This is a genomic window from Streptomyces sp. NRRL WC-3742 (assembly GCF_000720635.1).
Classification (GTDB): domain Bacteria; phylum Actinomycetota; class Actinomycetes; order Streptomycetales; family Streptomycetaceae; genus Kitasatospora.
In genome coordinates this window covers 33499-56946 of record NZ_JOCF01000042.1, presented here as the reverse complement: position 1 = coordinate 56946, position 23448 = coordinate 33499, and the positions used below count along the sequence as shown (strand labels likewise).

The 23448-nt window shown below is 73.7% G+C and carries 21 protein-coding genes and 1 pseudogene; 16 read left to right on the top strand and 6 right to left on the bottom strand.

Going from position 1 to position 23448, the window contains the following annotated elements; translation table 11 throughout:
- Positions 1-204 precede the first annotated feature (204 nt).
- Positions 205-930, top strand: a complete 726-nt coding sequence (locus tag IH61_RS0123055; protein WP_031072819.1) for an ABC transporter ATP-binding protein — start codon at positions 205-207, stop codon at positions 928-930.
- A 202-nt stretch (positions 931-1132) separates the two neighbouring features.
- Here the strand turns inward: IH61_RS0123055 and IH61_RS0123050 are convergent, their stop codons facing one another.
- The gene (locus IH61_RS0123050) at positions 1133-2749 is read right to left on the bottom strand and encodes an alpha/beta hydrolase (protein ID WP_037973235.1); all 1617 of its coding nucleotides are present in this window, start codon (positions 2747-2749) and stop codon (positions 1133-1135) included.
- A gap of 218 nt (positions 2750-2967) precedes the next feature.
- Positions 2968-3306 (bottom strand): hypothetical protein, encoded by a 339-nt coding sequence (locus tag IH61_RS0123045; protein ID WP_158845189.1) that lies wholly within the window; start codon positions 3304-3306, stop codon positions 2968-2970.
- Positions 3307-3409: 103 nt separating this feature from the next.
- Here IH61_RS0123045 and IH61_RS0123040 point away from each other — a divergent pair, with 103 nt between their 5' ends.
- A complete protein-coding gene (locus IH61_RS0123040; protein ID WP_031072813.1) occupies positions 3410-4069 on the top strand; it encodes a TetR/AcrR family transcriptional regulator C-terminal domain-containing protein in 660 nt (219 codons plus the stop codon).
- Here the strand turns inward: IH61_RS0123040 and IH61_RS0123035 are convergent.
- Entirely contained in the window at positions 4066-4626 is a 561-nt protein-coding gene (locus IH61_RS0123035) for a TetR/AcrR family transcriptional regulator (protein ID WP_031072811.1), read from the bottom strand. The genes IH61_RS0123040 and IH61_RS0123035 overlap by 4 nt on opposite strands.
- A gap of 222 nt (positions 4627-4848) precedes the next feature.
- Positions 4849-5442 (bottom strand): TetR/AcrR family transcriptional regulator, encoded by a 594-nt coding sequence (locus IH61_RS0123030; RefSeq protein WP_031072808.1) that lies wholly within the window; start codon positions 5440-5442, stop codon positions 4849-4851.
- 124 nt (positions 5443-5566) lie between these two features.
- Here IH61_RS0123030 and IH61_RS0123025 point away from each other — a divergent pair, with 124 nt between their 5' ends.
- From IH61_RS0123025 to IH61_RS0122975, 11 genes are all read left to right on the top strand, one after another.
- Positions 5567-6676, top strand: a complete 1110-nt coding sequence (locus tag IH61_RS0123025; protein ID WP_031072806.1) for an FAD-dependent oxidoreductase — start codon at positions 5567-5569, stop codon at positions 6674-6676.
- 55 nt (positions 6677-6731) lie between these two features.
- Complete coding sequence (locus tag IH61_RS0123020) at positions 6732-8207, top strand: hypothetical protein (protein WP_031072805.1); 1476 nt, start codon at positions 6732-6734, stop codon at positions 8205-8207.
- 476 nt (positions 8208-8683) lie between these two features.
- The gene (locus IH61_RS0123015) at positions 8684-9856 is read left to right on the top strand and encodes an FAD-dependent monooxygenase (RefSeq protein WP_031072803.1); all 1173 of its coding nucleotides are present in this window, start codon (positions 8684-8686) and stop codon (positions 9854-9856) included.
- A 51-nt stretch (positions 9857-9907) separates the two neighbouring features.
- Positions 9908-10429, top strand: a complete 522-nt coding sequence (locus IH61_RS0123010; protein WP_031072801.1) for a MarR family winged helix-turn-helix transcriptional regulator — start codon at positions 9908-9910, stop codon at positions 10427-10429.
- A 117-nt stretch (positions 10430-10546) separates the two neighbouring features.
- Complete coding sequence (locus tag IH61_RS0123005) at positions 10547-11026, top strand: hypothetical protein (RefSeq protein ID WP_051837732.1); 480 nt, start codon at positions 10547-10549, stop codon at positions 11024-11026.
- Positions 11023-11886, top strand: coding sequence for an NmrA family NAD(P)-binding protein (locus IH61_RS0123000; protein WP_031072798.1), 864 nt, complete (start codon positions 11023-11025; stop codon positions 11884-11886). Before IH61_RS0123005 ends, IH61_RS0123000 begins: the two co-directional genes overlap by 4 nt.
- A 369-nt stretch (positions 11887-12255) precedes the next feature.
- The gene (locus IH61_RS0122995; protein WP_078911325.1) at positions 12256-16212 is read left to right on the top strand and encodes a Pls/PosA family non-ribosomal peptide synthetase; all 3957 of its coding nucleotides are present in this window, start codon (positions 12256-12258) and stop codon (positions 16210-16212) included.
- A gap of 50 nt (positions 16213-16262) precedes the next feature.
- On the top strand, positions 16263-17636 hold the full coding sequence (locus tag IH61_RS41260) for a M1 family metallopeptidase (RefSeq protein ID WP_051837750.1): 1374 nt from the start codon (positions 16263-16265) through the stop codon (positions 17634-17636).
- A gap of 173 nt (positions 17637-17809) precedes the next feature.
- On the top strand, positions 17810-19210 hold the full coding sequence (locus IH61_RS0122985; RefSeq protein ID WP_031072795.1) for a serine hydrolase domain-containing protein: 1401 nt from the start codon (positions 17810-17812) through the stop codon (positions 19208-19210).
- 334 nt (positions 19211-19544) lie between these two features.
- The gene (locus IH61_RS0122980) at positions 19545-20423 is read left to right on the top strand and encodes a GNAT family N-acetyltransferase (RefSeq protein ID WP_051837731.1); all 879 of its coding nucleotides are present in this window, start codon (positions 19545-19547) and stop codon (positions 20421-20423) included.
- Positions 20420-21226 (top strand): lysophospholipid acyltransferase family protein, encoded by an 807-nt coding sequence (locus tag IH61_RS0122975; RefSeq protein WP_031072791.1) that lies wholly within the window; start codon positions 20420-20422, stop codon positions 21224-21226. The genes IH61_RS0122980 and IH61_RS0122975 overlap by 4 nt, the downstream gene beginning before the upstream one ends.
- 13 nt (positions 21227-21239) lie before the next feature.
- Here IH61_RS0122975 and IH61_RS43125 read toward each other — a convergent pair whose 3' ends face one another.
- The gene (locus IH61_RS43125; protein WP_267884048.1) at positions 21240-22160 is read right to left on the bottom strand and encodes an MFS transporter; all 921 of its coding nucleotides are present in this window, start codon (positions 22158-22160) and stop codon (positions 21240-21242) included.
- 125 nt (positions 22161-22285) lie between these two features.
- Between IH61_RS43125 and IH61_RS50350 the strand changes: the two are divergent.
- Together IH61_RS50350 and IH61_RS50345 are read left to right on the top strand one after the other, a co-directional pair.
- Positions 22286-22453, top strand: a pseudogene (locus IH61_RS50350) (TetR/AcrR family transcriptional regulator); the annotation flags it as partial.
- Positions 22432-22857, top strand: a complete 426-nt coding sequence (locus tag IH61_RS50345; RefSeq protein WP_078911324.1) for a TetR/AcrR family transcriptional regulator C-terminal domain-containing protein — start codon at positions 22432-22434, stop codon at positions 22855-22857. The pseudogene IH61_RS50350 and the gene IH61_RS50345, both read left to right, overlap by 22 nt.
- 56 nt (positions 22858-22913) lie before the next feature.
- Here IH61_RS50345 and IH61_RS46150 read toward each other — a convergent pair whose 3' ends face one another.
- Positions 22914-23198 (bottom strand): hypothetical protein, encoded by a 285-nt coding sequence (locus tag IH61_RS46150; RefSeq protein ID WP_031072785.1) that lies wholly within the window; start codon positions 23196-23198, stop codon positions 22914-22916.
- Between the two features lie 62 nt (positions 23199-23260).
- Between IH61_RS46150 and IH61_RS49645 the strand changes: the two genes are divergently transcribed.
- Positions 23261-23392 carry a hypothetical protein gene (locus tag IH61_RS49645; protein ID WP_267884047.1) on the top strand — a complete coding sequence of 44 codons (132 nt, stop codon included), beginning with the start codon at positions 23261-23263 and terminating at the stop codon, positions 23390-23392.
- Positions 23393-23448 lie beyond the last annotated feature (56 nt).

Below are 23448 nucleotides of genomic sequence, written 5' to 3'. Positions count from 1 at the left end.
CAAATTCCTTGCATTGGAAGCCACTCCACCGAGGGGTTGCCTCTGATATGCCATGCACACTACAGACACACCCGGAAGCCACCGCCGCCACGCCCCCGCCGGAAACGGAATCCGACGATTCCGAAACTTCCACGGAAACGCGTGAACCGACCCCGCCGTCCCGGCCGTGGAACCGGGTAGAGACGTTTCACAGGGGGACGCCACATGACGCAGCACCAGGCCGACGACGCCACCGGCACGCCGATGGTGACCGTGACCGACCTGCGCCGCAGCTTCGGCACCGGCGAGCGGACCGTACACGCCCTGCGCGGCGTCTCCTTCGCCATCGGCCGCGGTGAACTCACCGCGCTCAAGGGCCGATCCGGCTCGGGCAAGACCACCCTGCTCAACCTGGTCGGGGGCCTCGACGCCCCGACCTCGGGCACCATCACCCTCGACGGCGTCGACCTCGGCGGCCTGGACGAGGACGGCCGGCTGGCCCTGCGCCGCGAGCGGATCGGCTTCGTCTTCCAGTCCTTCGGGCTGATCCCGATGCTCACCGCCGCCGAGAACGTCGGCGTCCCGATGCGGCTGCGCAAGGTCTCCCCCGCCGAACGCGAGGAGCGCGCCCACACCCTGCTCGCCCTGGTCGGCCTCGCCGACCACGCCAACCAGCGCCCCGGCGAGCTCTCCGGCGGCCAGCAGCAGCGCGTGGCCATCGCCCGGGCGCTCGCCAACGAGCCCGCCCTGATCATCGCGGACGAGCCCACCGGCCAGCTGGACTCCGAGACCGGCCGCTCCATCATGGAACTGCTGCGCGCGGTGGTGGAGAGCGAGGGCGTCACCGTCCTGGTCGCCACCCACGACCCGACGCTGATGGGCCTGGCCGACCGGGTGATCGAACTGCGCGACGGGCAACTCCTGGAGGCGGCCGCGGAACAGGCTGCCTGATTCTGCAGGAATTCCTCCCGGTCCCGGTCGTCGTCGCGGCCGGGACCATTTCCGTACGCCGATTCGTCGGCGAACTCTGAAAACGTACTTCCCTCTCCCCGAAAACGCGGATGTGGTGGCCGGCAACATCGCCGGCCACCACATCCGTATATCCGTTCTCAGGCCGTCACACCGGCCGTCGCACCGGTCATCACACCGGTCGTCACACCGCCGGGAAGATCTCCAGGTCCGGCTTGAGCAGCTGACCCGGCTGCGGCGCGGTGCCGTCCACCAGGTAGCGGGTGACGAGGCCGTTCAGGGCCTTGCTGCGGCCGACCGCACAGTGCTCGATCGAGTCGACACTGACCAGCACCGCGTTGCCCAGCTGCTGCTGCATCCGCTCGGCGAACTTGTACTGCGTCGCCGGGTCGTACAGGTTGCCGACGACCATCACGGTGTTGGAGGTCTTCCGGTTCCACGGACCCTTGAAGCGCTCGGCGTCGCGGGCCGGGGCCGGCCAGCTGGCGCAGGCCGGGGAGTCGAACGCCTGGTAGCGGCCGAAGGTCGGCGACTCCTTCTCCCACACGTTGGCCGCGTTGGCGAAGACGCTGTCGTTCGACGGGTACGGCTTGTCCTGGCAGTTGACGCCCAGGTACGAGTCGTCAGCGGTGTACTCGGAGTCGACGGGGGCCTCGCGCAGCGCGTGCTTCAGCGGCACGGCCAGCAGGTCCTCGTCCGGGTCCGCGGCGGTGGCCTTGGGCGCGAGCAGCGCGGCCGGGGCCGGCTTCATCGCCCGGTAGGACGCCTGCAGCGACTTGGCCAGCGGGGCCAGCTTGGCCTGCGAGTACAGCGCCCCGGCGACCTCGCTGGTGAAGCTGCTCAGCGTGACCTGCTGGCCGCTCGGCAGGGTGACCGGGCTGGTGCGCAGGTGGTCGCGCAGCTCGTCGAACTTGGCGCGGGTGTCGCCGTCGCCGAAGGCGCAGCGCGGGGCACCGGCGGTCTGACAGCGCTTGAGGAACTCGGCCAGCGCCAGCTCGAAGCCGCCCGCGCGCTGGCGGTCGTACTCCAGGCCGTTGTGCAGGCGCAGGTTGGGGTCGACGTTGCCGTCGACGATGATCGCGCGCACCTTGCTCGGGTACATGTTGGCGTACGTCGCACCGATGAGCGTGCCGTACGAGAACCCGGCGAAGGTCAGCTGGGAGTCGCCGACGGCGCGGCGCATCCGGTCGAGGTCGCGGACCACGTTGATGGTCGACATGTGCTCGATCAGCGGGCCGGCGTTCTGGCTGCAGGCGTCCGTGTAGTCCTGGTCGGCGTCCAGGGTCTCGTCGATCTCGGCCTTGGTGACCGGGACACCGACCATGCGGTTGTTGACCGCGTCGGCGTCCTCCTGGGTCTTGAAGCACTTGAGCGGGTTGCTCCGGGCCACACCGCGCGGGTCGAAGCCGACCAGGTCGAACTTCGCCTGCACCTCGGCACCGAAACGGGTGGTGGTCGCCCACATGTAGCCACTGCCACCCGGACCGCCGGGGTTGAGGAACAGCGAGCCGATGCGCTTGGACGGGTCGCTCGCCCGGTGCCGCAGCATGGCGATGCCGATCTTCGCACCGTTCGGGTCGTCGTAGTCGAGCGGGACCTGGTAGGTGGCGCAGTCGTAGACGCCTGGGTCCGGCTTGCTCGGGTCCGGGTTGCACGGGGTCCAGGCGACAGGGTCGACCTTCGCCTCGGACGCCGTGCCCGGCACCTGGTCGATCGGCGCAGCGGACGCGGCGACGGCGGTGCCGGTGACGAGGGCGAGCGCGCACGTGACGGCGCCGGCCAGCGTGGATATGCGGGTCAAGGAACCTCCTCCGTAGGAAAGGGCGGCCCAAGCCTGTCAGTCTGAGAACTCCGTGTGAAGACCCTCAAAGCACCGTAAATGTTCCAGGCGGCTTCCATTTAGAGGCCGGAATATTCTGTGAATAAACGGACTTGAGACTTCGTTGACCTGACCGGGCGCCAATCCGGCGCTCGGCCCACGGCCGCCCCTCCCCCGGGGTCGAGCCCCCTCGACTCCCGTCAGCCCGCGAGCGGCTTCGACAGGTCGTCCTCGGCGAGCACCTGGTAGACGGCGTTCAGGGTCGGCGGGCCGACCAGGCCCTTGATCCGCTCGAAGCGGCGCGCCTCGACCGGCGCCATCCGCTCGATCCACGCCTGCATCGACTCGGGCCCGTGGTCCCCCTCGATCAGGGCGATCGTGATGATCTCCCGCGAGTCCTCCAGTGCCGAGGCCGAGATCACCTTGGTGCGCGGGTCGTCCGGGAAAACCTCGTCCGGAATCCAGCCCTTGCGGAACTCCTCGTAGTCCACACCCTCGTTGAGCTTGCGCACCATTACGGCGACCAGTCGCATCGTCATCCCCCTCAGTGTTTTTCTTGCAGTGCAAGAAACTGACGTCGACTAGTGTTCTCTTGCACTGCAAGAATTGTCAAGCACCGATCCGCAGCCGGAGGAGCAGCAGATGCCGAGCCGAAGCAGCCGCCCCAGGACGGGCCTCACCCGCGAGAAGGTCATCGACGCCGCCCTCGCCCACGTCGACGAGTTCGGTCTCGCCGCGCTCTCCAACCGCAAGCTCGGCGCCGCCCTCGGCGTCGAGGGAATGACGCTCTACCACTACGTGCCCAGCAAGGCCGCCCTGCTCGACGGCATGGTGGAACGCCTCCTGGAACTCTCCGCCGGAGACCTCTTCGTCGACCCCACCGGCCCCTGGACCGACACCGTCCGCGACTTCGCCGTCGCCCTGCGCCGGATGCTCCTCGACCACCCCGCCATGCTCACCGTGCTCGCCACCCGCCCCGCCGCCACCCCCGCCGCTCTCGCCCTCCTCGAACGCGGCCTCACCGTCCTCGACCAGGACGGCGTCCCCCTCGCCGACGCCCTCGACATCCTCAACTCCGTCGTCCAGTGGACCCTCGGCAACACCCTCGCCGAAGCCGGCGAAACCCCCGACCACGAAGGCACCGAACCCGACCCCGCCCAGTTCGCCTCCCTGGACGCCGACACCTACCCCCACCTCTCCCGGGCCTTCACCACCGGGGCCGGACTCGACGCGGAACAGCGCTTCCACCGCACCCTGCGCATCCTGCTCGCCGGCTACGCGGCCGAACTGCGCGGCGCCTAGGCGCCCGTTCTCAGGGCGGCGGCCACCAGCCCCTCGATCTCCTCCACCCGCACCCCGCCCCCGCCCACCAGCCGGTCGAACACCAACCCGTCGACGCAGGCCAGCAGGGTGGTCGTCCGCGCCTCCGGATCGGGCACACCCTGATCGGCGAGGAACGCCCGCACGGCGGCGCGCCCCGCGTTCTCCCTGGGCACGAGGATCTCCCGCAACTCCGCGTCCCGCACGCTCTCCACCGCACACGCGTACCGGGCCAGCGAGCGGCGGCGCCCCTCACCGGTGAGCCGCCGCTCGATCAACTCGGCGATCCCGTGCACCAGTTCGGCGGACGATCCGATCGTGACCCGCTCCCCCGCCGCCTGCAGCTCGCCCTGGTCCAGCTCCACCAGGCGCCGCACCAGCGCCGTCAACAGCGCCTGCCTGGTCCGCAGATAGGCCGAGGTCGTCCCCACCGGCAGCCCGGCCGCCGCATCCACCGCCCGGTGCGTCAGCCCCCGCACCCCGGCATCCGCGAGCACCCCGATCGCGGCGTCCGCCAACACCGTCCGCCGATCACTCACCGCGCTTCGGCGCCGACCGCGCGCCACCCGTCCGCCACCGGCCGCTCCCCGCCGCCGACCGATCGCCGCAGCTCAGCCACCGCCTCTTCAACCAACGAACCATGGCGTACCGGGCGAACAGTCATACCCCCGACACTACCGCCCACCTGCCCACACGATTCCCGGCGAGCAGCCGCCCGCTCAACCCGAACGGCAGCGCACCGCCGGCACCGCAGGCCGGGGTCAGTTTCCCGGATGGGAGGCCGCCCAGCCGTGTTCGAGCAGCGCGAAGACCTCGTCGGCGGCCCGGCGCGGTTCGGCGTGCCCCAGGATCAGGCTGCGGGACTCCAGGGCGAAACGGGCCAGGGCCGCGCAGCTGACGTCGTCCTCGGGCGCGCCCACGGCCTCGGCGATGGCCCTGGTCAGGGCCGATTCGTAGCGCGTCCACATCCGTTGGGCGTAGTCCCGCAGCGCGGGGGTCTCCTGCACCATGCGCGCGAAGTCGGCGAACCGTGGATCGGCGGCATGGACGGCGAGTTGGCTCTGGCTCATCAGCAGGTGATCACGCAGCGCCTGCGGGATTGACTGGCCCGGGGGCCGGTCGCGCACGGCGGCGACGAGGGCCGCCTCCAGGTCGTCGTCCTGGTCGAAGACCAGGGCCTCCTTGCCGGTGAAGTGCTTGAACAGAGTCGTCACCGAGACATCCGCGGCGTCGGCGACGTCCTTGACGCCGACCTGGTCGTAGCCGCGTTCGAGGAAGAGCTCGAGTGCGGCGTCGGCCAGGGCCTGGCGGGTCTGGGCCTTCTTGCGCTCGCGGCGCCCGGTCGGTTCGGTCACTCTCCCACCGTACCTCAAGGTGCATTCGCTCCAAACACGTAGTCGTTGCACTTATTTAGCGAGTGTGCTTTTGTGGTGATGCCGGACCTCCCGGCAGCTCATCCACCTCCCGAGGAGCACTCCCGTGAACCTTTCTCCTGAACCCCGCATCGCGATCGTCGGCGCCGGCCTCGGCGGCCTCACCTGCGCCCGGGTCCTCCAGCGGCACGGTCGCGCCGTCACCGTCTTCGAACGCGAGGCATCCGCCGACGCCCGCCCGCAGGGCGGCACCCTCGACATGCATGCCGACACCGGCCAGGCCGCCCTGCGTGCGGCGGGCCTCCTCGACCGGTTCCACGACCTCGCCCGCCCCGAAGCCGACGAGTGGCGCGTGCTCGACTTCGCCACCGCCGCCCCCCTGGCGAAGCAGCCGCCGTCCGCCGGCGACGACCGACCGGAGATCGACCGCGGCCAACTGCGCGGCCTGCTCCTGGACTCGCTCACCGACAACACGGTCCAGTGGGACCGCGCCGTCACCGGGGTCATCCCCCTGCCGGACGGCACCTGTCGCCTCCTCTTCGCCGACGGCAGCGCCGAGGACTTCGACCTGGTGGTCGGCGCCGACGGCGCCTGGTCACGCGTCCGCCCGGCGCTGTCCCCCGCCGCACCCCGCTACACCGGCGTCACCTTCCTCGAGACCGGCTTCGACGACTGCGACACCCGCCACCCCGACCTCGCTCGCCTGGTCGGCAACGGATCGATGCTGGTGAAGGGCGCCGGCCGGTCCCTGGTCGCCCAGCGCAACAGCAACGGCCACATCCGCGCCTACATTGCGCTCCGCGAGCCGCAGGACTGGCACATGGCCGCCGGCGTCGACCTCGACGACCACCGGGCCGTACGGACGCAGCTCCTCAGGATGTTCGACGGCTGGGACGAGAGCCTGCGCTACATCCTGCGCAACGGCGACACCGGGTTCGTCAACCGGTCCCTGTTCGTCCTGCCCGCCCCCCACACCTGGGAGCACGTCCCCGGCGTCACCCTGCTCGGCGACGCCGCGCACCTGATGCCCCCGGTGGGGCTGGGCGCCAACCTCGCCATGCTCGACGGCGCCGACCTCGCCCACGCCCTGCTCGCCGAATCCACCATCGGCGCCGCCGTCCGCACCTACGAGAGCGTCATGCTGCCGCGCTCGGCCGAGGCCGCGACGGCCAGCGCACAGGGCCTCGACCATCTCGTCCCGGCGACGGCCCCCTGAACCGGCTCCCGTTCCCAGCGGCGTCACACCGAAGCCCACCTGGCATGCTGGCCGCATGGATGCTGACGATCTGACCCCGGTTCACCTCGACCAGGTGATGGACGGGTTGGCGACAAATTCCGCCCTGCCGGCTCCCATGGTCCGGCGACTGTTCGCATGGCGGCGGGGCGGGGGGAAGGTGGCGATGCGTCCGGACCTCACCGAGGACATGATCGCCGAGATCCTCGCGATCGACGACCACAGGCTCCTGCACAGCCTGGCGCTCAACGACCGGCTGCCGGACCGGTTCCGCCTCCGACTGGCCGCGCATCGGGACGGGGCGGTGCGGGCCGCGCTCGTCATCCACGCCGCGACCGCACCGAGGGAGATGCTGGAAGAGCTCATCGACGACCCCGATCCACGGGTCCGTACGTACCTGGCCCAGGGCCACGAAACGCCGCCCGACCTCCGGGCCCGCCTCGCCGCCGACCCGGACCCCGCGATCCGGGCCGCGCTGGCGAGGCACTGGCCAGGAGCACCGGAGGCGGTCCGCCGGATTCTGTTGACCGATCCCGAGGCCAGGGTCCGCGCTGCGGCCTGTTCGACCTACTACGCGCACGGGCCGCATCCGACACCGCCCTCGGACCTGCTGCCGGCGCTGTTGGCGGACCCGGTGACGCGGGCGGGCGCGGTCATCCGCGCCGTTCTCGACGCGGACACCCTCCAGCGGCTCGCCGCGGATCCGGACAGCAAGGTTCGCGCCGAGCTCGCCCGGCACCCTGACCTTCCGCCACCGGTTCGCGAGGCCCTTGCGGTCGATCCGGACTTGAATGTCCGTGTGAAGGTCTTCGCCCGGCCGGACACGCCCGAGCACGTGCGGGCGCAGATCCACGCCTCGGTCCACGAGCTGTCGCGCTCGGCGGCTGATCCGGACCCTGACGCGGACGACGAAGCGGTCCTCCAGTGGTACGAGAACGCGTTCGCGCCCACCGAACTGCGGATCCTGCGGCTGCCCTGGGTGACGGCCGATCCGCTGCCGCACATCGACTCGCCGTACGTCAGCTTCCGCGTCTCCGCGGCCATCGCCGGCAAGACCCTTCCGGCCGACGCGGTGGCCCGACTGCTCGACGACGAGGAGATGGTCCGCCTCACCATGGCGCACATTGCCCCGCACCTGGTCGATCTCGCGACCGCCGAGAGCATCGAGCGCCGCTACCGGCCCCGGCAGGACAAGTTCACGTTCTGGTGGGACGAGGCGGGGGTGCTGACGTTCCCGCCGGCAACCCTGCGCCGCTTCGCCACCGACCCTGAGCCCCGGCTCCGCTCCTTCGCACCCCGCGATCCGAATCTGCCCCTGGAACTCGCCGAGAAGCTGGCCGCCGACCCCGAAGACCGCGTCCGCCGCGCGGTCGCGCCCCACCGTAACCTCCCGCTCCCCTCCCTGCTCCGTCTCCTCTCCGACTCCTCGGAGCGCGTCGCGGAAGCGGCCGGCGCCTCACCCTTCCTTCCGGGCGAGCACATGGAGCGGCTGCTGAACAGGGCGGGTCTGTAGACCAATTCGCCCAGGCCCTGTACCGGGCCCGCACCGTACAGCCGCCGTGGCGAACCGAGCAGGAGGCGGCGCGCAAGGGCGGCCTCCAGGCCCGGGAGATCAGCATCGACGCCGGCTGGTACTTCGGCCACGGTTTCCGCGTCGTCGTCCTCGACCCCGACTGGGACCACGAGGCCGTCTCCTTCACCACCCCCGATCTCGGCGAGTTCGTCGCCACCCTCGAAGGGTGGATACGCATGATCACCCAGCGGGGGGGAGCTCCCCACGTCGTGAGGTCGGCCCGCGCAACAGGGGTCGGGGCCCGGAGCACCCGGTCACGCAGGCTCAGCGCGCAGAGCAGCGCGCCCACCAGCACGCACGCAAGCACGCCTTGTCCGGAATCCGCGCCACCCCCTCGGCCTCGCCGCCCGTAAGCGAGCAGTACGCTCCTTCTACATCTGTAGAAGACCTGTGGCGAACGAGGGGAAGGGCCGGTCATGAGCGGCAGGAACGCGGTGGTGGTCGGGGGCGGCATCGGCGGGCTGGCGGCGGCGATCGGGTTGCGGCTGGCCGGATGGGAGGTGACCGTGCTGGAGCGGGCCGCCGTCCTGGACGACGCGGGCGCCGGCATCTCGCTCGCCGCCAACGGGATGCGCGCCCTGCAGGCCCTCGGGGTCGGCGAGCGGATCGAGGCGGCCGCCCGGCGCCAGTACACCGGCGGCACCCGCACCCCCGACGGGCGGCAGCTGGCCCGGATGGACGGGCGGGCGCTGGAGCGCGAGCTGGGCGCGCCGATCGTCGGCATCCCCCGCGCGGAGCTCCACCGCGTCCTGCGCGAGGCGCTGCCCGCCGGCTCCCTGGTGGTCGGCGCGGAGGCGACGGTGGTCGCCGGCACCCCCGACCGGCCGCTGGTCCGCCACGGCGACACCGCGCTCGAGGCCGATCTCGTCGTGGCGGCGGACGGCATCCACAGCCGCCTCCGCCGCAACCTCCTCCCTGCTCACCCCGGACCGGTCTACAGCGGCTCGACCGTCCTGCGCGCGATCACCGAGCACCCCGTCGAGGGTCTGCGCACCGACTTCGAGCTGACCTGGGGCCACGGCGCCGAGTTCGGCCACATCGCCTTCCCCGACGGCCGCGCCGAGTGGCACGCCGTCCTCACCGCCCCCGCCGGGGTCCGCCACCGGGACCCGCTGACCGAGATGCGCCGCCGCTTCGCCCGCTGGCACGAGCCGATCCCCGCACTGCTCGCCGCCACCGACCCACGAGCGGTGCTGCACCACGACATCCACGAGCTGGCCACCCCGCTGCCCTCCTACGCGGTCGGCCGGGTCGCGCTGCTCGGCGACGCCGCGCACGCGATGACGCCCTTCCTCGGCCAGGGCGCCTGCCAGGCCCTCGAGGACGCCGTCACCCTCGCGGCGGCCGTCGCCGCAGGCCCCACCGTCGAGGGCGCGCTCGCCCGCTACGACGCGGCGCGCCGCCCGCGCAGCCAGACCGTGGCCCGCGACGCCCGGCGGGCGGGCCGGATGGGCCAGCAGCTCACCAACCCGCTCGCGGTCGGCCTGCGCAACGCCGCAATCCGGCTCACCCCGCCCGGCGCGATGATGCGCACCGTGCTGCGCCACGCCGACTGGACACCGCCCCGGATCGCCCCGCGCGCCGTATGAGTGCGCCCTAGCCACTTGACCGCAGATCTGATTAGGCGCCATATTAGATCCGTGACCGAGCAGCCGACCCCGGATTCAGCCGCCCCCAACCTCGACCAGGCCCGACGCCAGATCGCCCGCTACGGCCTGTCGGCCGACCCGCAGGCCATCCTGGTCGCCGCCCGGCTGATGGCCGCGGGCGCCAGGGTCGGCCAGGCCGGGGAGGTGCACTTCGGGCGCTTCGGGCTCTCCACCGGCCGCTACCGGCTCCTCGCCGACCTGGAGGACCACGGCGGCGAGAAGTCGCCCTCCCAGCTGGCCGCGAGCCTGGGCGTCTCCCGGGCGACGGTGACGGGCCTGGTCGACGGGCTGGAGCGGGAGGGCCTGGTGGCCCGGCGGCCGTCCACCGAGGACGGCCGGGGCAACGTGGTGATCCTCACCGCCCGCGGCGCGGACCGGCTGCGCGAGCTGGCCCCCGAGCACTTCGCCCGGATGCAGGCCATGGTCGGCGGGCTCTCCGTCGAGGAGCGCACGACCTTCCTGGACCTCCTGGGCCGGGTGGTCGCGGGCATCGACGCCCTGACCGCCGACTGACCGGAACACCCCGAGGCGGGCCGCCCCACACCGGCGGCCCGCCTTCCCTCAGCCCCAATACTTAGCCACCTAACCACAAATGCTTAGCCACCGAATCAAATCCCGAGAGGACACCGCATGAGCACCAAGGTCCCCGGCGCTCCCCCGCCCTTCGTCCTGTGGCGCGAGGTCCTGACCGCCTACGCCATGCCCGCCCTCATGGCGGGCGCGGGCGGGGCGATCACCCGACAGCCGGAACTGGTCGCCGCCGCCCTGACCACCATCGGCGGCACCTCCGCCCTCGTGGCCGCCACCCTCGGCGCCCTGCTGCGCCACCGCCCCGTCCGCACCCGGCCGCCGCGCACCCCGCGCGCCCTGGCCGCCGCCCTCCTCGGGCTGGTCTCCGCCGCACTCGGCCTCGCCGTCGGACTGGCGGCCGCGCACTGGCTCCCGCACCTCCCGCACCTGGCCGACAGCCCCTGGCCCCGCCGCCTGCCCATCGACCTCCCGCTCTCCTCGGCCATCGCCGCCACCATCGTCACCTGGCGCTGGCGCGGCAGCCGACGGATCCCCACCGACACCGCCACCACCCCCCTCCCCGAAAGGCAGAACGCATGATCGTCGTCATGGGCGCCACCGGCGCCACCGGAGGCGCCACCCTGCGCAGCCTCTCCGCCCTCGGCGTACCCACCCGGGCCCTGAGCCGCGACCCCGCCCGCCTGGCCGCCGCGCTGGACGGCCCCGCGCTCGCCCTCGCCCGGCCCGTCGCGGCCGACGCCGCCGACCCGGCCTCGCTCCGGGAAGCCTTCCAGGGGGCGAAGCAGCTCCTGCTCACCATGGCCAACGGGCCCCGGCAGGTGCAGTACGAGCTGAACGCCGTCGAGGCCGCGCTCGCCTGCGGGGTGGAGCACATCGTCAAGGTCTCGGCCCCCGCCGCCGAGCCGGACTCCCCCGTCGCCGTCTCGCGCGGACACCACCTCGTCGAGGAGCGGCTGCGCGCCTCCGGCGTCCGAACCACCGTCCTGCGGCCGTACGCCTTCATGCAGAAGCTGCTCCTGCAGGCCCCGGCGATCGCCGCAGGTGTCCTGCCCGGCGCGATGAAGCGGGCGCGGTGCAACTACGTGGACGTTCGGGACGTCGGCGAGGCGGCGGCCGAGGTGCTGACCCGCCCGGAGTCGGCCGGCGGCACGGTGCCGCTCACCGGCCCCCGGCCGTACAGCCACCAGGAGCTCGCCGCCCTGCTGCACGAGCTGCTCGGCCACCCCGTGCGCCACCTGGAGCTGAGCCCGTCCGAGTTCCACGCCCACCTGGCCGGGCGCGCCGGGATGCCCGACTGGCTGGCCACCCACGTGGTGGAGATCCAGCAGCTGGCCACGCTCCGTGAGGAGGAGCCCGACGACGCCTTCACCCGCCTGACCGGACGGGCCCCGCGCACGCTGGAAGCCTTCCTCGGCGAGCACCTGCACCACTTCCGCTGACCGTCGGTGACACCCCGGCGGGCCGGGTTACCAGCCGGTAGCCCGGCCCGCCGCCCGAAGGGAGCACCATTCCCTGTGGCATGGGTCACGATCAGAAAATCGACCTGACGATCCGTCAATTCGACTGACCCACCGTCACCATCGAGGCTCCGGGCCACAGTTGCGAACTGATGCTGCGTCAGATTCGGCCACGGAAGGCCCAGTTGGGCCGAGTGTCACCCTCTGCAACCAAGGCCGTACGGGTCTACCATCGGTCGGGTTGTCCGCTCCGGCCCTGGAGTGGGGTCACCCGATCCGGTGAGTGCTCCCACCGCCCCCAAGGGCCGGGCATCGATCGGGACGGGGCGAGGACGAGGAGCACGGACCGCCATGACCACCGAACCGAGCCAGACACACGAGAGCACGCAGCCGCCGCACAGCGCACCGCAGGCCGTGCCCCAGGCCGTGCCGCACACCGAGCAGGCCGAACCACAGGCTGAGCTGGAGGCCGAACCGAAACAGGCCCTCTTCCGGGGCCGCCCGGCCGCCGAGCCGCGCACCCTGGTCGACGTCCTGGACGCCACCGTACGCGCCCACGGCGACGAGCCGGCGCTGGACGACGGGCGCACCGTGCTCAGCTACCGGGCCCTGGCCGCCGAGGTCGAGCAGCTGCGCCGCCGCCTGACCGCCGCCGGGATCGGCGTCGGCGACCGGGTGGGCGTGCGGGTGCCCTCCGGCACCAACGACCTGTACGTCTCCATCCTGGGCGTGATCGCCGCAGGCGCCGCCTACGTCCCCGTCGACGCGGAGGACCCGGACGAGCGCGCCCAGCTGGTCTTCGGCGAGGCCGCCGTCGCCGCCGTGCTCGGCGCCGAGCGCGCCCTGACCGTCACCTGCGAGCGCGCGCCCGCCCTGGAGCGCCGCCCCACCCCGGCCGAGGACGCCTGGATCATCTTCACCTCCGGCTCCACCGGCAGGCCCAAGGGCGTCGCGGTCACCCACCGCAACGCCGCGGCCTTCGTGGACGCCGAGGCCGCGCTCTTCCTCCAGGAGGAGCCGATCGGCCCCGGCGACCGCGTGATGGCCGGACTGTCCGTGGCCTTCGACGCCTCCTGCGAGGAGATGTGGCTGGCCTGGCGCCACGGCGCCTGCCTGGTACCCGTGCCCCGCTCCCAGGTGCGCAGCGGCGCGGACCTGGGCCCCTGGCTGGCCGAGCAGGAGATCACCGTGGTCTCCACCGTCCCCACCCTGGCCGCGCTGTGGCCGGCCGAGGCGCTCAACGAGGTCCGGCTGCTGATCTTCGGCGGCGAGGCGTGCCCGCCCGAGCTGGTGCAGCGCCTGGTCACCGAGGGCCGCGAGGTGTGGAACACCTACGGCCCCACCGAGGCGACCGTCGTCGCCTGCGCGGCGCTGCTGACCGGCGAGGGCCCGGTGCGCATCGGCCTGCCGCTGGACGGCTGGGACCTCGCCGTCGTCGACGAGGCGGGCGTGCCCGTGGCCCCCGGCGGCACCGGACAGCTGGTGATCGGCGGCGTCGGCATGGCCCGCTACCTGGACCCGGAGAAGGACGCCGAGAAGTACGCGCCGCTACCCTCGCTCGGCTGGGAGCGCGCCTACCGCAGCGGCGACCTCGTCGAGGCCGACCCGGAGGGGCTGCTGTTCCTGGGCCGTACCGACGAGCAGATCAAGCTCGGCGGGCGCCGCATCGAGCTGGGCGAGGTCGACGCGGCCCTTCAGGCCCTGCCCGGCGTGGCCGGCGCGGCGGCGGCCGTGCGCACCGCGCGCGGCGGCAACCAGCTGCTGGTCGGCTACCTGGTGACCCAGGAGGGCTTCGACCGCGAGCTGGCCGTGGAACGGCTGCGCGCCGAGCTGCCCGCCGCCCTGGTGCCGCTGCTCGCACCCGTGGACACCCTGCCCACCCGCACCTCCGGCAAGGTCGACCGGGCCGCGCTGCCCTGGCCGCTGCCGGAGCTGGAGAGCGCCGGCCCGTCCGAGCAGCTGTACGGCACCGAGGCGTGGCTGGCCGAGCAGTGGTCCGAGATCCTCGGCGTGCAGGTCGGCGGCGCCCGCGACGACTTCTTCGCCATCGGCGGCGGCAGCCTGGCCGCCGCCCGGCTGACCACCCTGCTGCGCTCGCGCTACCCGAACGCCTCCGTGCTGGACGTCTACCAGCACCCGACGCTGCGCAAGCTCGCCCGGCACCTGGAGAGCACCGCCGCCGAGAGCGGCGAGGCGCGCACGATCGCCCTGGTGCCGACCAGGGCCAAGCTGCTGCAGCTGCTCCTGCTGATCCCGCTGTTCACCGTGGTGGGCCTGCGCTGGACGGTCGCCCTGCTGGCCGCCGGCAACCTGCTCACCCACCTGGGCGACTTCCCGTGGGCGCCCACCGCCTCCTGGTGGTGGGTCGGCGCGGGCGCGCTCGCCCTGTACACCCCGGCCGGTCGGCTGGCCATCGCCGCCGGCGGGGCGCGGCTGCTGCTGCGCGACCTGCGCCCGGGCACCCACCCGCGCGGCGGGTCCGTGCACCTGCGACTGTGGACGGCCGAGCGGCTGGCCGAGCTGAGCGGCGCGACCGGGCTGTCCGGCGCCTGGCTGACCCGCTACGCGCGGGCGCTGGGCTGCAAGGTGGCGCCCGAGGTGGACCTGCACTCGCTGCCGCCGGTCACGGGCCTGCTCAAGCTGGGCCGGGGCTGCGCCGTCGAGGCCGAGGTGGACCTGTGCGGCTACTGGCTGGACGGCGACCTGCTGGAGGTCGGCGCGGTGAAGGTCGGCTCCGGCGCGACCGTCGGCACCCGTTCGACGCTGCTGCCCGGCGCCAGGGTCGGCAAGCGCGCCCAGGTGCTGGCGGGCTCCAGCGTCGTCGGCCAGGTGCCGACCGGCCAGCGCTGGGGCGGCGCGCCCGCCGCCAAGCTCGGCCGCGCCGAGCGGAACTGGCCGAAGTCCCGCCCGCGTCGCCGGGCCCACTGGGCCGCGATGTACGGCGCCGGCGGCGTGGTGCTGGCCGCGCTGCCGGTGCTGCCCGCGCTCGCCGCGCTGGTGGTGCTCTCCCGCTTCGTCGAGCAGGGCACGGACCTCGGCGGGGCGCTGGGCGGCGCGATGCTGGGCCTGCTGCCCGCCACCCTCGCCTACGGCGCGGTGTACGCGGCGCAGCTCGTGGTGCTGGTGCGGCTGCTGAGCCGCGGGCTGACGCCGGGCGTGCACCCGCTGCACGGGCGGGTCGGCTGGCAGGCGTGGACGGTGACCCAGCTGATGGACCAGGCCCGGGAGGTGCTGTTCCCGCTGTACGCGGGGCTGGTCACCCCGCTGTGGCTGCGGGCCCTGGGGATGCGGGTCGGCCGGCACGCGGAGGTCTCCACGGTTCTGGCCCTGCCGAGCCTGACCACGGTCGGTGACGGCGCGTTCCTGGCGGACGACACCCTGATGGCCCCGTACGAGCTGGGCGGCGGCTGGGTGCGCCTGGGCGAGGCGAAGGTCGGCGAGCGGGCGTTCCTCGGCAACTCGGGGATGACGGCGCCGGGCCGCTCGGTGCCCAAGCGGGGCCTGGTGGGCGTGCTGTCGGCGACCCCGGCGAAGGCGAAGAAGGGCGGCTCGTACCTGGGCATGCCCCCGGTGCGGCTGCCGCGCTCGGCCGACGAGTCCGACCAGAGCCTCACCTACGAGCCCCCGGCGCGGCTGCTGTGGGCGCGCGGGCTGGTCGAGGTGACGCGGGTCGTGCCCGTGGTCGCCTCGGGGGCCCTGGGCCTGCTGACGGCGGCGGCGCTGACCTGGCTCACCGACACCTCCCCGCTGCTGGCCGCGGCGCTGTCGGGCCTGGTGCTGCTGGCGGCGGGAACCGTCGCCTGCCTGGTCGCGGTGGCGGCGAAGTGGCTGCTGGTCGGGCGGTTCCGGGCGGTGGAGCACCCGCTGTGGAGCGGTTTCGTGTGGCGCAACGAGCTGGCGGACACCTTCGTCGAGGTGCTGGCGGTGCCGTGGCTGGTCGGCTCGGTGCCGGGCACGCCGGTGCTGAACCTGTGGCTGCGCTCGCTCGGCGCCAAGGTCGGCCGGGGCGTGTGGTGCGAGAGCTACTGGCTGCCGGAGGCGGACCTGGTCACCCTCGGTGACGGCGCGACCATCAACCGTGGCTGCGTCGTGCAGACCCACCTCTTCCACGACCGGATCATGCGGATGGATACTGTGGTCCTCCGCGAGGGCGCCACCCTGGGCCCGGGCGGGATCGTGCTGCCCGGCAGCACGGTCGGCGCGCGCAGCACCCTGGGCCCGGCCTCGCTGGTGATGCGCGCCGAGTCCGTCCCCGCCGACACGCGGTGGCTGGGCAACCCCATCGAGGCGTGGCAGACCACGTCGTGACCACCCGTCCCGGCCCCACGAGCGCCGGCCCCCAGGAAGTGCACGCCCCCGTGAAGCCCAAGCACCTCCCGGCCGTCGCCGGCGCCCCGGACCCGTACTTCCCCGACAGCGGCGACCACCGCTTCCGGGTGCACCGGTACGAGCTCGCGCTGGACTACCGGCCCGGCCCCAACCGGCTGGCCGGGTCGGCCCGGCTCAGCGCAGTGGCCGACACGGCGCTGGACGCCTTCGCCCTCGACCTCGCCGAGTTCCGCATCGGCCGGGTGCTGGTCGACGGCAAGGCCGCGAAGTACACCCACCGCGGCGGCAAGCTGCGCATCCGCCCGGCCCGGGCGCTGGCGGCGGGCGCGGCCTTCACTGTCGAGGTGCACTACACCGGCAACCCGCGCCCGGTGCGCAGCCCCTGGGGCGGCGTGGGCTGGGAGGAGCTCGAGGAGGGCGCGCTGGTGGCCAGCCAGCCGATCGGCGCGCCGTCCTGGTACCCGTGCAACGACCGGCCGGCCGACAAGGCCACGTACCAGATAGCGGTGACCACGCCCTCGCCGTTCACCGTGGTGGCGAGCGGGCGGCTGCTCACCCGTACGACCCGGGCCTCCAGCACCACCTGGGTGTACGAGCAGAGCGCGCCGACCTCGCCGTACCTGGTGACGGTCTCCATCGGGCCCTACCGGCCGGTGCCGCTGGCCGCGCGCCCCTCCGTGCCGCAGACCGGGTACGCGCCGGAGCGGCTGACGGCCGACTTCGCGCGGGACTTCGCCCGGCAGCCGGAGATGATGGAGTACTTCGGCCAGGTCTTCGGGCCGTACCCGTTCGGCGAGTACACGGTGGTCCTCGCCGACGAGGAACTGGACGTGCCGGTGGAGGCGCAGGGCGTCGCCACCTTCGGCACCAACCACCTGGGCGGCGGCTGGGAGCGCGAGCGGCTGATCGCCCACGAGCTGGCGCACCAGTGGTTCGGCAACAGCGTGACCATCGCGAACTGGCGGCACATCTGGCTCAACGAGGGCTTCGCCAAGTACGCGGAGTGGCTCTGGTCCGAGCACGCCGGTGGCCCGGCGGCGGCCACCCACGCGGCGGCCGCGCACTCCCTGCTGGCCTCGCTGCCGCAGGACCTGCGGCTCGGCGACCCGGGGCGCAAGCTCATGTTCGACGACCGGCTGTACCAGCGCGGGGGCCTGGTGGTGCACGCGCTGCGCCACCACCTCGGCGACGACGCCTTCTTCGCGATGCTGCGGGACTGGACCGCCGTGAACCGGCACGGCGTGGTCTCCACCGAGGACCTGGTCACGCACACCGCCCGGTACGCCGGGGCGTCGCGGGAACCGCTGGAGTCGCTGTTCGAGGCGTGGGTGCACCGGCCCGAACTGCCGGAGCTGCCGGGCCGCGGCCCCGGGGAGTTCGTTCGCCGGCTGTTCATTCGCTGAGGCCGGGACGGGGCTCGGATTGCCCGCTGAGGCCGGGACGGGGCTCGGATTGCCCGCTGAGGCCGGGGCGCGGGCTCGGATTGCCCGCCGAGGCCGGGGCAGGGTCATTCGCTGAGGCCGGCGCGGGAGTTATTCGCTGAGGCCGGGATGCTGGCTCGGCTACTGTCGCCGGCATGCCGAACTTCGATCATCAGACCGACCTGCCCGCCGAGCTGCTCCCGGCCACCCAGCGCGCGCTGCTGCACCGGATCGCCGTCGCCCAGTCCGAGGGCCGCACCCCCTCCCTGGTCGCCGGCGTCCTGCGGGGCGGGCAGCCGGTCTGGAGCGGCGCCCGCAGCATGATCGACGGGCACGCGCCGACCCCTGACGTCCAGTACCGCATCGGCTCGATCACCAAGACCTTCGTGGCCGTGCTGGTCCTGCGGCTGCGCGACGAGGGCCTCCTCGACCTCGCCGACCCGCTGGGCCGCCACCTGCCCGGCACCCCCGCCGACGGGGTCACCGTCGCCCAGTTGCTCTCGCACTCCTCCGGGCTCGCCGCCGAGACGCCCGGGCCCTGGTGGGAGCGCACGGAGGGCTCGCTGCGGCCCGGACTCGGCGACCTGCTGGAGGACGAGCGCCCGCTCAAGCACCCGGCCGGGCGGCTGCACCACTACTCCAACCCCGGCTTCGCGCTGCTCGGCGCCCTCGTCGAGCAGCTGCGCGGCGAGCCCTGGGGCGAGGTGCTGCGGCGCGAGGTCCTGGAGCAGCTGGGCATGGACCGCACCAGCCTGCTGCCCGAGGCCCCGCACGCGGGCGGCTTCGCCGTCCACCCGTGGGCCGACGTCATGCTCCCCGAGCCCCTCACCGACACCGGGCGGATGGCCCCGGCCGGCCAGCTCTGGTCCACCGGCGCCGACCTGGCCCGCTGGGCGGCCTTCCTCACCGCCGGTGACGAGAAGGTGCTGTCCTCCGCCACTCTCGCCGAGATGCGCCGCCGAGGCGTCGCCCCCGGGGACGAGGAGTGGGCCTCCGCGTACGGACTGGGCCTGGCGCTGATCCGCCACCAGGGCCGGACGCTGTACGGGCACTCCGGCTCGATGCCCGGCTTCACGGCGGGCCTGTGGATCAGCGAGGCGGACGGTCTGGCCGCCTACGCCCTGTCCAACGCCACCACCGGCGACACCCCGCGGGTGGCGGCCGAGCTGATCGGCCTCGTCGCCACGCACGAGCCCCCGCTGCCCGAGCCCTGGCGCCCGCTCGAGACGGCGGACGCGGACGACGAGCTGCTGGCGCTCACGGGGCCCTGGTACTGGGGCGCCGCACCGCAGGCCCTGCGACTGCGGGCCGGACGCCTCCTGGAGCTCGGCCCGCTCGGGGGCGGGCGGCGGGAGTCGCGGTTCGAGCCGCAGGCCGACGGCACCTGGCTCGGGCTGGAGGGGTACTACGCGGGCGAGACGCTGAGGGTCGTCCGGGGCGCGGACGGAGCGGTCAGCCACCTGGACGTCGGCTCGTTCGTCTTCACCCGTGAGCCGTACGGGCCGGCCGCGGTGGTGCCGGGCGGGATCGACCCGCGGGGGTGGCACGCGGGCTGAGCCTCCCTCGGAGGGCCGCCGGGGGGCGACCGGTGGCCCCCGGAGAGCGGTCGGGGGGGCGGCTGGAGGAGTGCGGGGGCGTGCATGACAGGTGCGCGCCCCCGTTGTCCACCCATGCCGAACGGCCGTCCGGTGCCCGGGAGATGGCGTACGGGCCACGGGTGGTCCCATTCAGCAGTTGCACATCTGCGCTCCTCCGCGCCGCAACGTGGATGCCAACCGGCTCGGACATTCATACGGGGACCGGTTCGCGACCATGCCCGACACCTGCGAGCCGGGACGGTGCCTGGGGAGACCACGGCACCGCCGATCGTGCTGCCCTGGAGGGTCCGCCATGACCACCGTCCCCACGTACGCTCCGACCGCAGTCGCCCCCACCCACGAGACCCCGGCGGTCCCGGCCGTGCCGGCCCAGCGCCACCAGCCCGCCCCGACCGGCTACACCGTCTCCCTCGCCCGCGACGAGGACGACGTCCGCGCCGCCCAGCGGCTGCGCCACCGCGTCTTCGCCGCCGAGCTCGGCGCCGTCCTGAACAGCCCGCTCTCCGGGCTCGACATCGACCCCTTCGACGAGTTCTGCGACCACCTGCTGGTCCGCGAGCAGGAGACCGGCGAGGTGGTCGGCACCTACCGGCTGCTGCGCCCGGAGGCCGCGCGGCGGGCCGGACGGCTCTACTCGGACGGGGAGTTCGACCTCTCCGCCCTCGCCCCGATCCGCCCGGACCTGGTCGAGGTCGGCCGCTCCTGCATCCACCCCGACCACCGGGGCAACGGCGCCGTCATCAACCTGATGTGGGGCGGCATCGCCCGCTACCTGGTCGACACCGGCAACACCTGGGTCGGCGGCTGCTGCTCGATCGACCTCGCGGACGGCGGCGCCGAGGCGGCCCGCGTCTGGGACACCGTCAGCGCCAAGTACCTCGCCCCCGACGAGTACCGCGTCACCCCGCACCGCCGCTGGGACGCCACCGGGGTGCCGCGCGCCGAGCGCGGCGCGCTGCCCGCCCTGCTGCGCGGCTACCTGCGGCTCGGGGCCTGGGTCTGCGGCGAGCCCGCGTACGACCCGGACTTCGGCTGCGCCGACCTGTACGTGCTGCTGTCGCTGAAGCGCACCGACCCGCGCTACCTGCGGCACTTCCTGTCCGGTGCGGCCCAGGCGCAGCCCTCCGGCACGTCCGGCTCCTCCGCTCCCTCGGCCCCCTCGGTCCCGTGAGCGTCTGGCTGCCGACCGCGCCCTGCCGTCCGGAGACCTGCCTCGGCGAGCAGGCTCCGGCGGTACCGCACCCCCTGCGGGTCCTGCGGCTGGCCTCCTGCGTGGCGGTCGTCCTGACGGGCGTCGCGCTGAGCGTGCCGGTGAAGCTGCTGCCGTACGCGGCCCGGACGCCGCTCACCCGGCTCTGGGCGCGCGTGCTGCTGCGCAGCCTCGGGGTCACGGTGCGGCTCAGCGGGGCGGGCGGCAGCGGCGGGGCCCTGGTGGTCGCCAACCACGTGTCCTGGCTGGACATCCCGCTGCTCGCGGTCGGGCGGCCGGGGCGCTCCCTCGCCAAGACCGAGGTCCGCAGGTGGCCGGTGCTGGGGCACCTGGTCGCCTGGGGCGGCACCGTCTTCCTCGACCGGGACCGGCTGCGGACCCTGCCCGACACCGTGGCGGCGGTGGCCGCGGTGCTGCGCTCCGGGCGTCCGCTGATCGTCTTCCCCGAGGGGTCGACCTGGTGCGGCCGGGAGAGCGGACGCTTCCGCCCGGCGCTGTTCCAGGCTGCGGTGGACGCGGGCGCCGTCGTCCAGCCGGTGACGATCCGTTACCGACTGGAGGACGGCACGCCCACCAACGCCGCGGCCTTCATCGGGGACGACGGGCTGCTCACCTCCCTCGCCCGGGTGGTCGCCGTCCGCGGGCTCGTCGCCGAGGTGACCTTCCGTCCGCCCATTCCCCCACCCGGACCGCAGCCCACCCGGGCGGGCGCCCGCCGCCAACTCGCCCGCGCGGCCCAGGCGTCGGTGGTCGGCTTCCACTGAGGTGCGCGCCGGATCACCGGATCACCGGATCGCCGGATCGCCGGGTCGCCGGATCGCCGGGTCGCCGGATCGCCGGGTCGGGCGGCGAGGCGTGGCCGCCGCCCGACCCCGTTCGGGACTCCTGCGAGCTGGGCTGGGGGCGGGTGGCCCGGCCGAGGAGGACGGCGACCAGGGCGGCGGTGACGGCCAGCGCCACCGAGCCGCTGCGCAGGGCGAGATGGATGCCGTCGACGAAGGCCCCGTCCACCGCCTGCCGCACCGGGCCGGGCCAGGCAGGGCAGGGCAGGGCAGGGCAGGGCCACGGTGGCGGCTCCTGCCCCGTGGGCCCCGCCGGTGGGGCGTTCGCGATCGGGCCGAGGGCCTCCGGCGGGCCGCCCAGCCGGTGCAGCGAGGAGGTCAGTTCCTCCGTCATCCGGCTGACCATGAAGGCGCCCAGCAGCGCCCCGCTGAGCCCGCCGTCACGGAACCACCCGAGCTCCAGCATCGGTTCGGCCAACCGCAGTTCGAGCACCAGGAAGGCGACCAGCAGGACAACCCCGGCGGCGCCGCAGCCGAGCACCACGGCACTGGTCCAGCCGCGCGAGGTGCCCTCGATCAGGGCGTAGACCAGCAGGCCCAGCCCAGCCGAGGACAGTACGAAGCCGCCGTAGTCGATCTTCCGGGCGCGCGACGGGATCTCGGGGAGGACCTTGGCCGCGAGCACCACCCCGGCCACGCCGATCGGCGCGTTGATCCAGAACACGCTGGACCAGCCGAGGTGGTCGACCGTCGGGCCGCCGATCACCGGGCCGACCGAGACACCGAGCGCGGAGACCCCGGACCAGAGGCCGATGGCCTTGGCCCGTTCGGCCTCGTCGGTGAAGACGTGGCCGAGCAGACTGAGGCTCGCGGGCGTCAGCAGCGCGGCCCCGACGCCCTGGACCATCCGCGCCACGACCAGGTCGAATTCCCTACCTGCGGATTCACCCGCGAAGCCGCCGTGGCCCTGTTGATGCGCCGCACCGCACGATCGGCGCCACCGCACCGATCCGCTCGACCACTGGAGGCGTCCGAACAGCCATGCCGGAGAATGACCACGCGACACCCGCCCTGACCAGGGACGCCCTCGCCCAGGCAGCGCTGCGCGTGCTCGAGCGGGGCGGCCTCACCGGACGGTCGATGCGCAAGATCGCCGCCGAGGTGGGCGTCAAGGCTGCCTCGCCGTACTGGCACGTCCGCAACAAGGAGGAGCTGCTCGACCTCCTCAACGACGCCGTCCTGGCCAAGGCCGCCCCCCGCCCCGCGAGGGCGGCTGGCGCGAACAACTCGCCGAGTGCTGCCACCGCTACCGCCGGCTGCTCCTCGACAACCGCGACGCCGCCAAGGTCATCTCCGGTCGGCTCGTCCCGGGCCCGTGCATGTTCGACCTGATGGAGGACAAGCTCGACCGGCTCCGCTCCACCGGGTTCTCCGCTCCGACACTGCCGACGTCCGCTTCGAGTTCTGCGTCCAACGCGTCCTCGACGGGCTCTCGCCCGCACTCCTCCCGCCGGAACGCCGCTGACCACCAGGCCCGACCTGCGGTAATGCCCCCAGAGCACTGCTACCATGACCCGAAGGTCAAGGGCAGGCAAAGAATGGCGGGGGCATGAGCGACGCTCAGGCGGGCACGGCCGACCCCGATGTCGGTCTCTCAGGTGTCGGTCCCTCAGGTGCCGGTCACTCCGGGGCGGGCGAAGGCGAGCCGACCGGCCATCAGCCGGGCGACCCGACCCCCGTCCCCGGCGGGCAGGTCGGCCCTATCACCTTCGTCGCCCGGAAGGCCGGCGGCTGCCTCGGCGAACTGCTCCTCGAGCTCGTCGGCGGCGCCCTCGCGATGGCGCTCACCACGGCCGCGCTCGCCGCGGCCTTCTACGGCGTCAAGCTCCTCCACCGCGCCAGCGCCGTCGGCGCCTACGGAGTGGCCGCGCTCGGCCTGCTCGCCCTCGTCCACGGCATCCGGCAGCTGCGCCGGCCCAGGGAACGGCGCAGCCGTGCCGGGCGCACGGCGCAGCCGTGCCGGGCGCACGGCGCAGCCGTGCCGGGCGGTTCACCGCCACCGCCACCTCCGTACTCGGCGGCTGGCTGCTCCTCTGCGTCGGCTACGCCTCCTTGGACGCCGCCTTCGGCCTCAACATCGGGCTCTGACACCCGACTTACGACCCCTGGCCTGTGACCCCGACTCGGACCCACCGTGCTGCGCC

Excerpts from the sequence above, each read along its gene's own strand:
- IH61_RS0123055 (WP_031072819.1), top strand. The coding sequence starts at position 205 with ATGACGCAGCACCAGGCCGACGACGCCACCGGCACGCCGATGGTGACC.
- IH61_RS0123045 (WP_158845189.1), bottom strand. The coding sequence starts at position 3,306 with ATGACGATGCGACTGGTCGCCGTAATGGTGCGCAAGCTCAACGAGGGT.
- IH61_RS0123040 (WP_031072813.1), top strand. The coding sequence starts at position 3,410 with ATGCCGAGCCGAAGCAGCCGCCCCAGGACGGGCCTCACCCGCGAGAAG.
- IH61_RS0123020 (WP_031072805.1), top strand. The coding sequence starts at position 6,732 with ATGGATGCTGACGATCTGACCCCGGTTCACCTCGACCAGGTGATGGAC.
- IH61_RS0123015 (WP_031072803.1), top strand. The coding sequence starts at position 8,684 with ATGAGCGGCAGGAACGCGGTGGTGGTCGGGGGCGGCATCGGCGGGCTG.
- IH61_RS0123005 (WP_051837732.1), top strand. The coding sequence starts at position 10,547 with ATGAGCACCAAGGTCCCCGGCGCTCCCCCGCCCTTCGTCCTGTGGCGC.
- IH61_RS0123000 (WP_031072798.1), top strand. The coding sequence starts at position 11,023 with ATGATCGTCGTCATGGGCGCCACCGGCGCCACCGGAGGCGCCACCCTG.
- IH61_RS0122995 (WP_078911325.1), top strand. The coding sequence starts at position 12,256 with ATGACCACCGAACCGAGCCAGACACACGAGAGCACGCAGCCGCCGCAC.
- IH61_RS0122985 (WP_031072795.1), top strand. The coding sequence starts at position 17,810 with ATGCCGAACTTCGATCATCAGACCGACCTGCCCGCCGAGCTGCTCCCG.
- IH61_RS0122980 (WP_051837731.1), top strand. The coding sequence starts at position 19,545 with ATGACCACCGTCCCCACGTACGCTCCGACCGCAGTCGCCCCCACCCAC.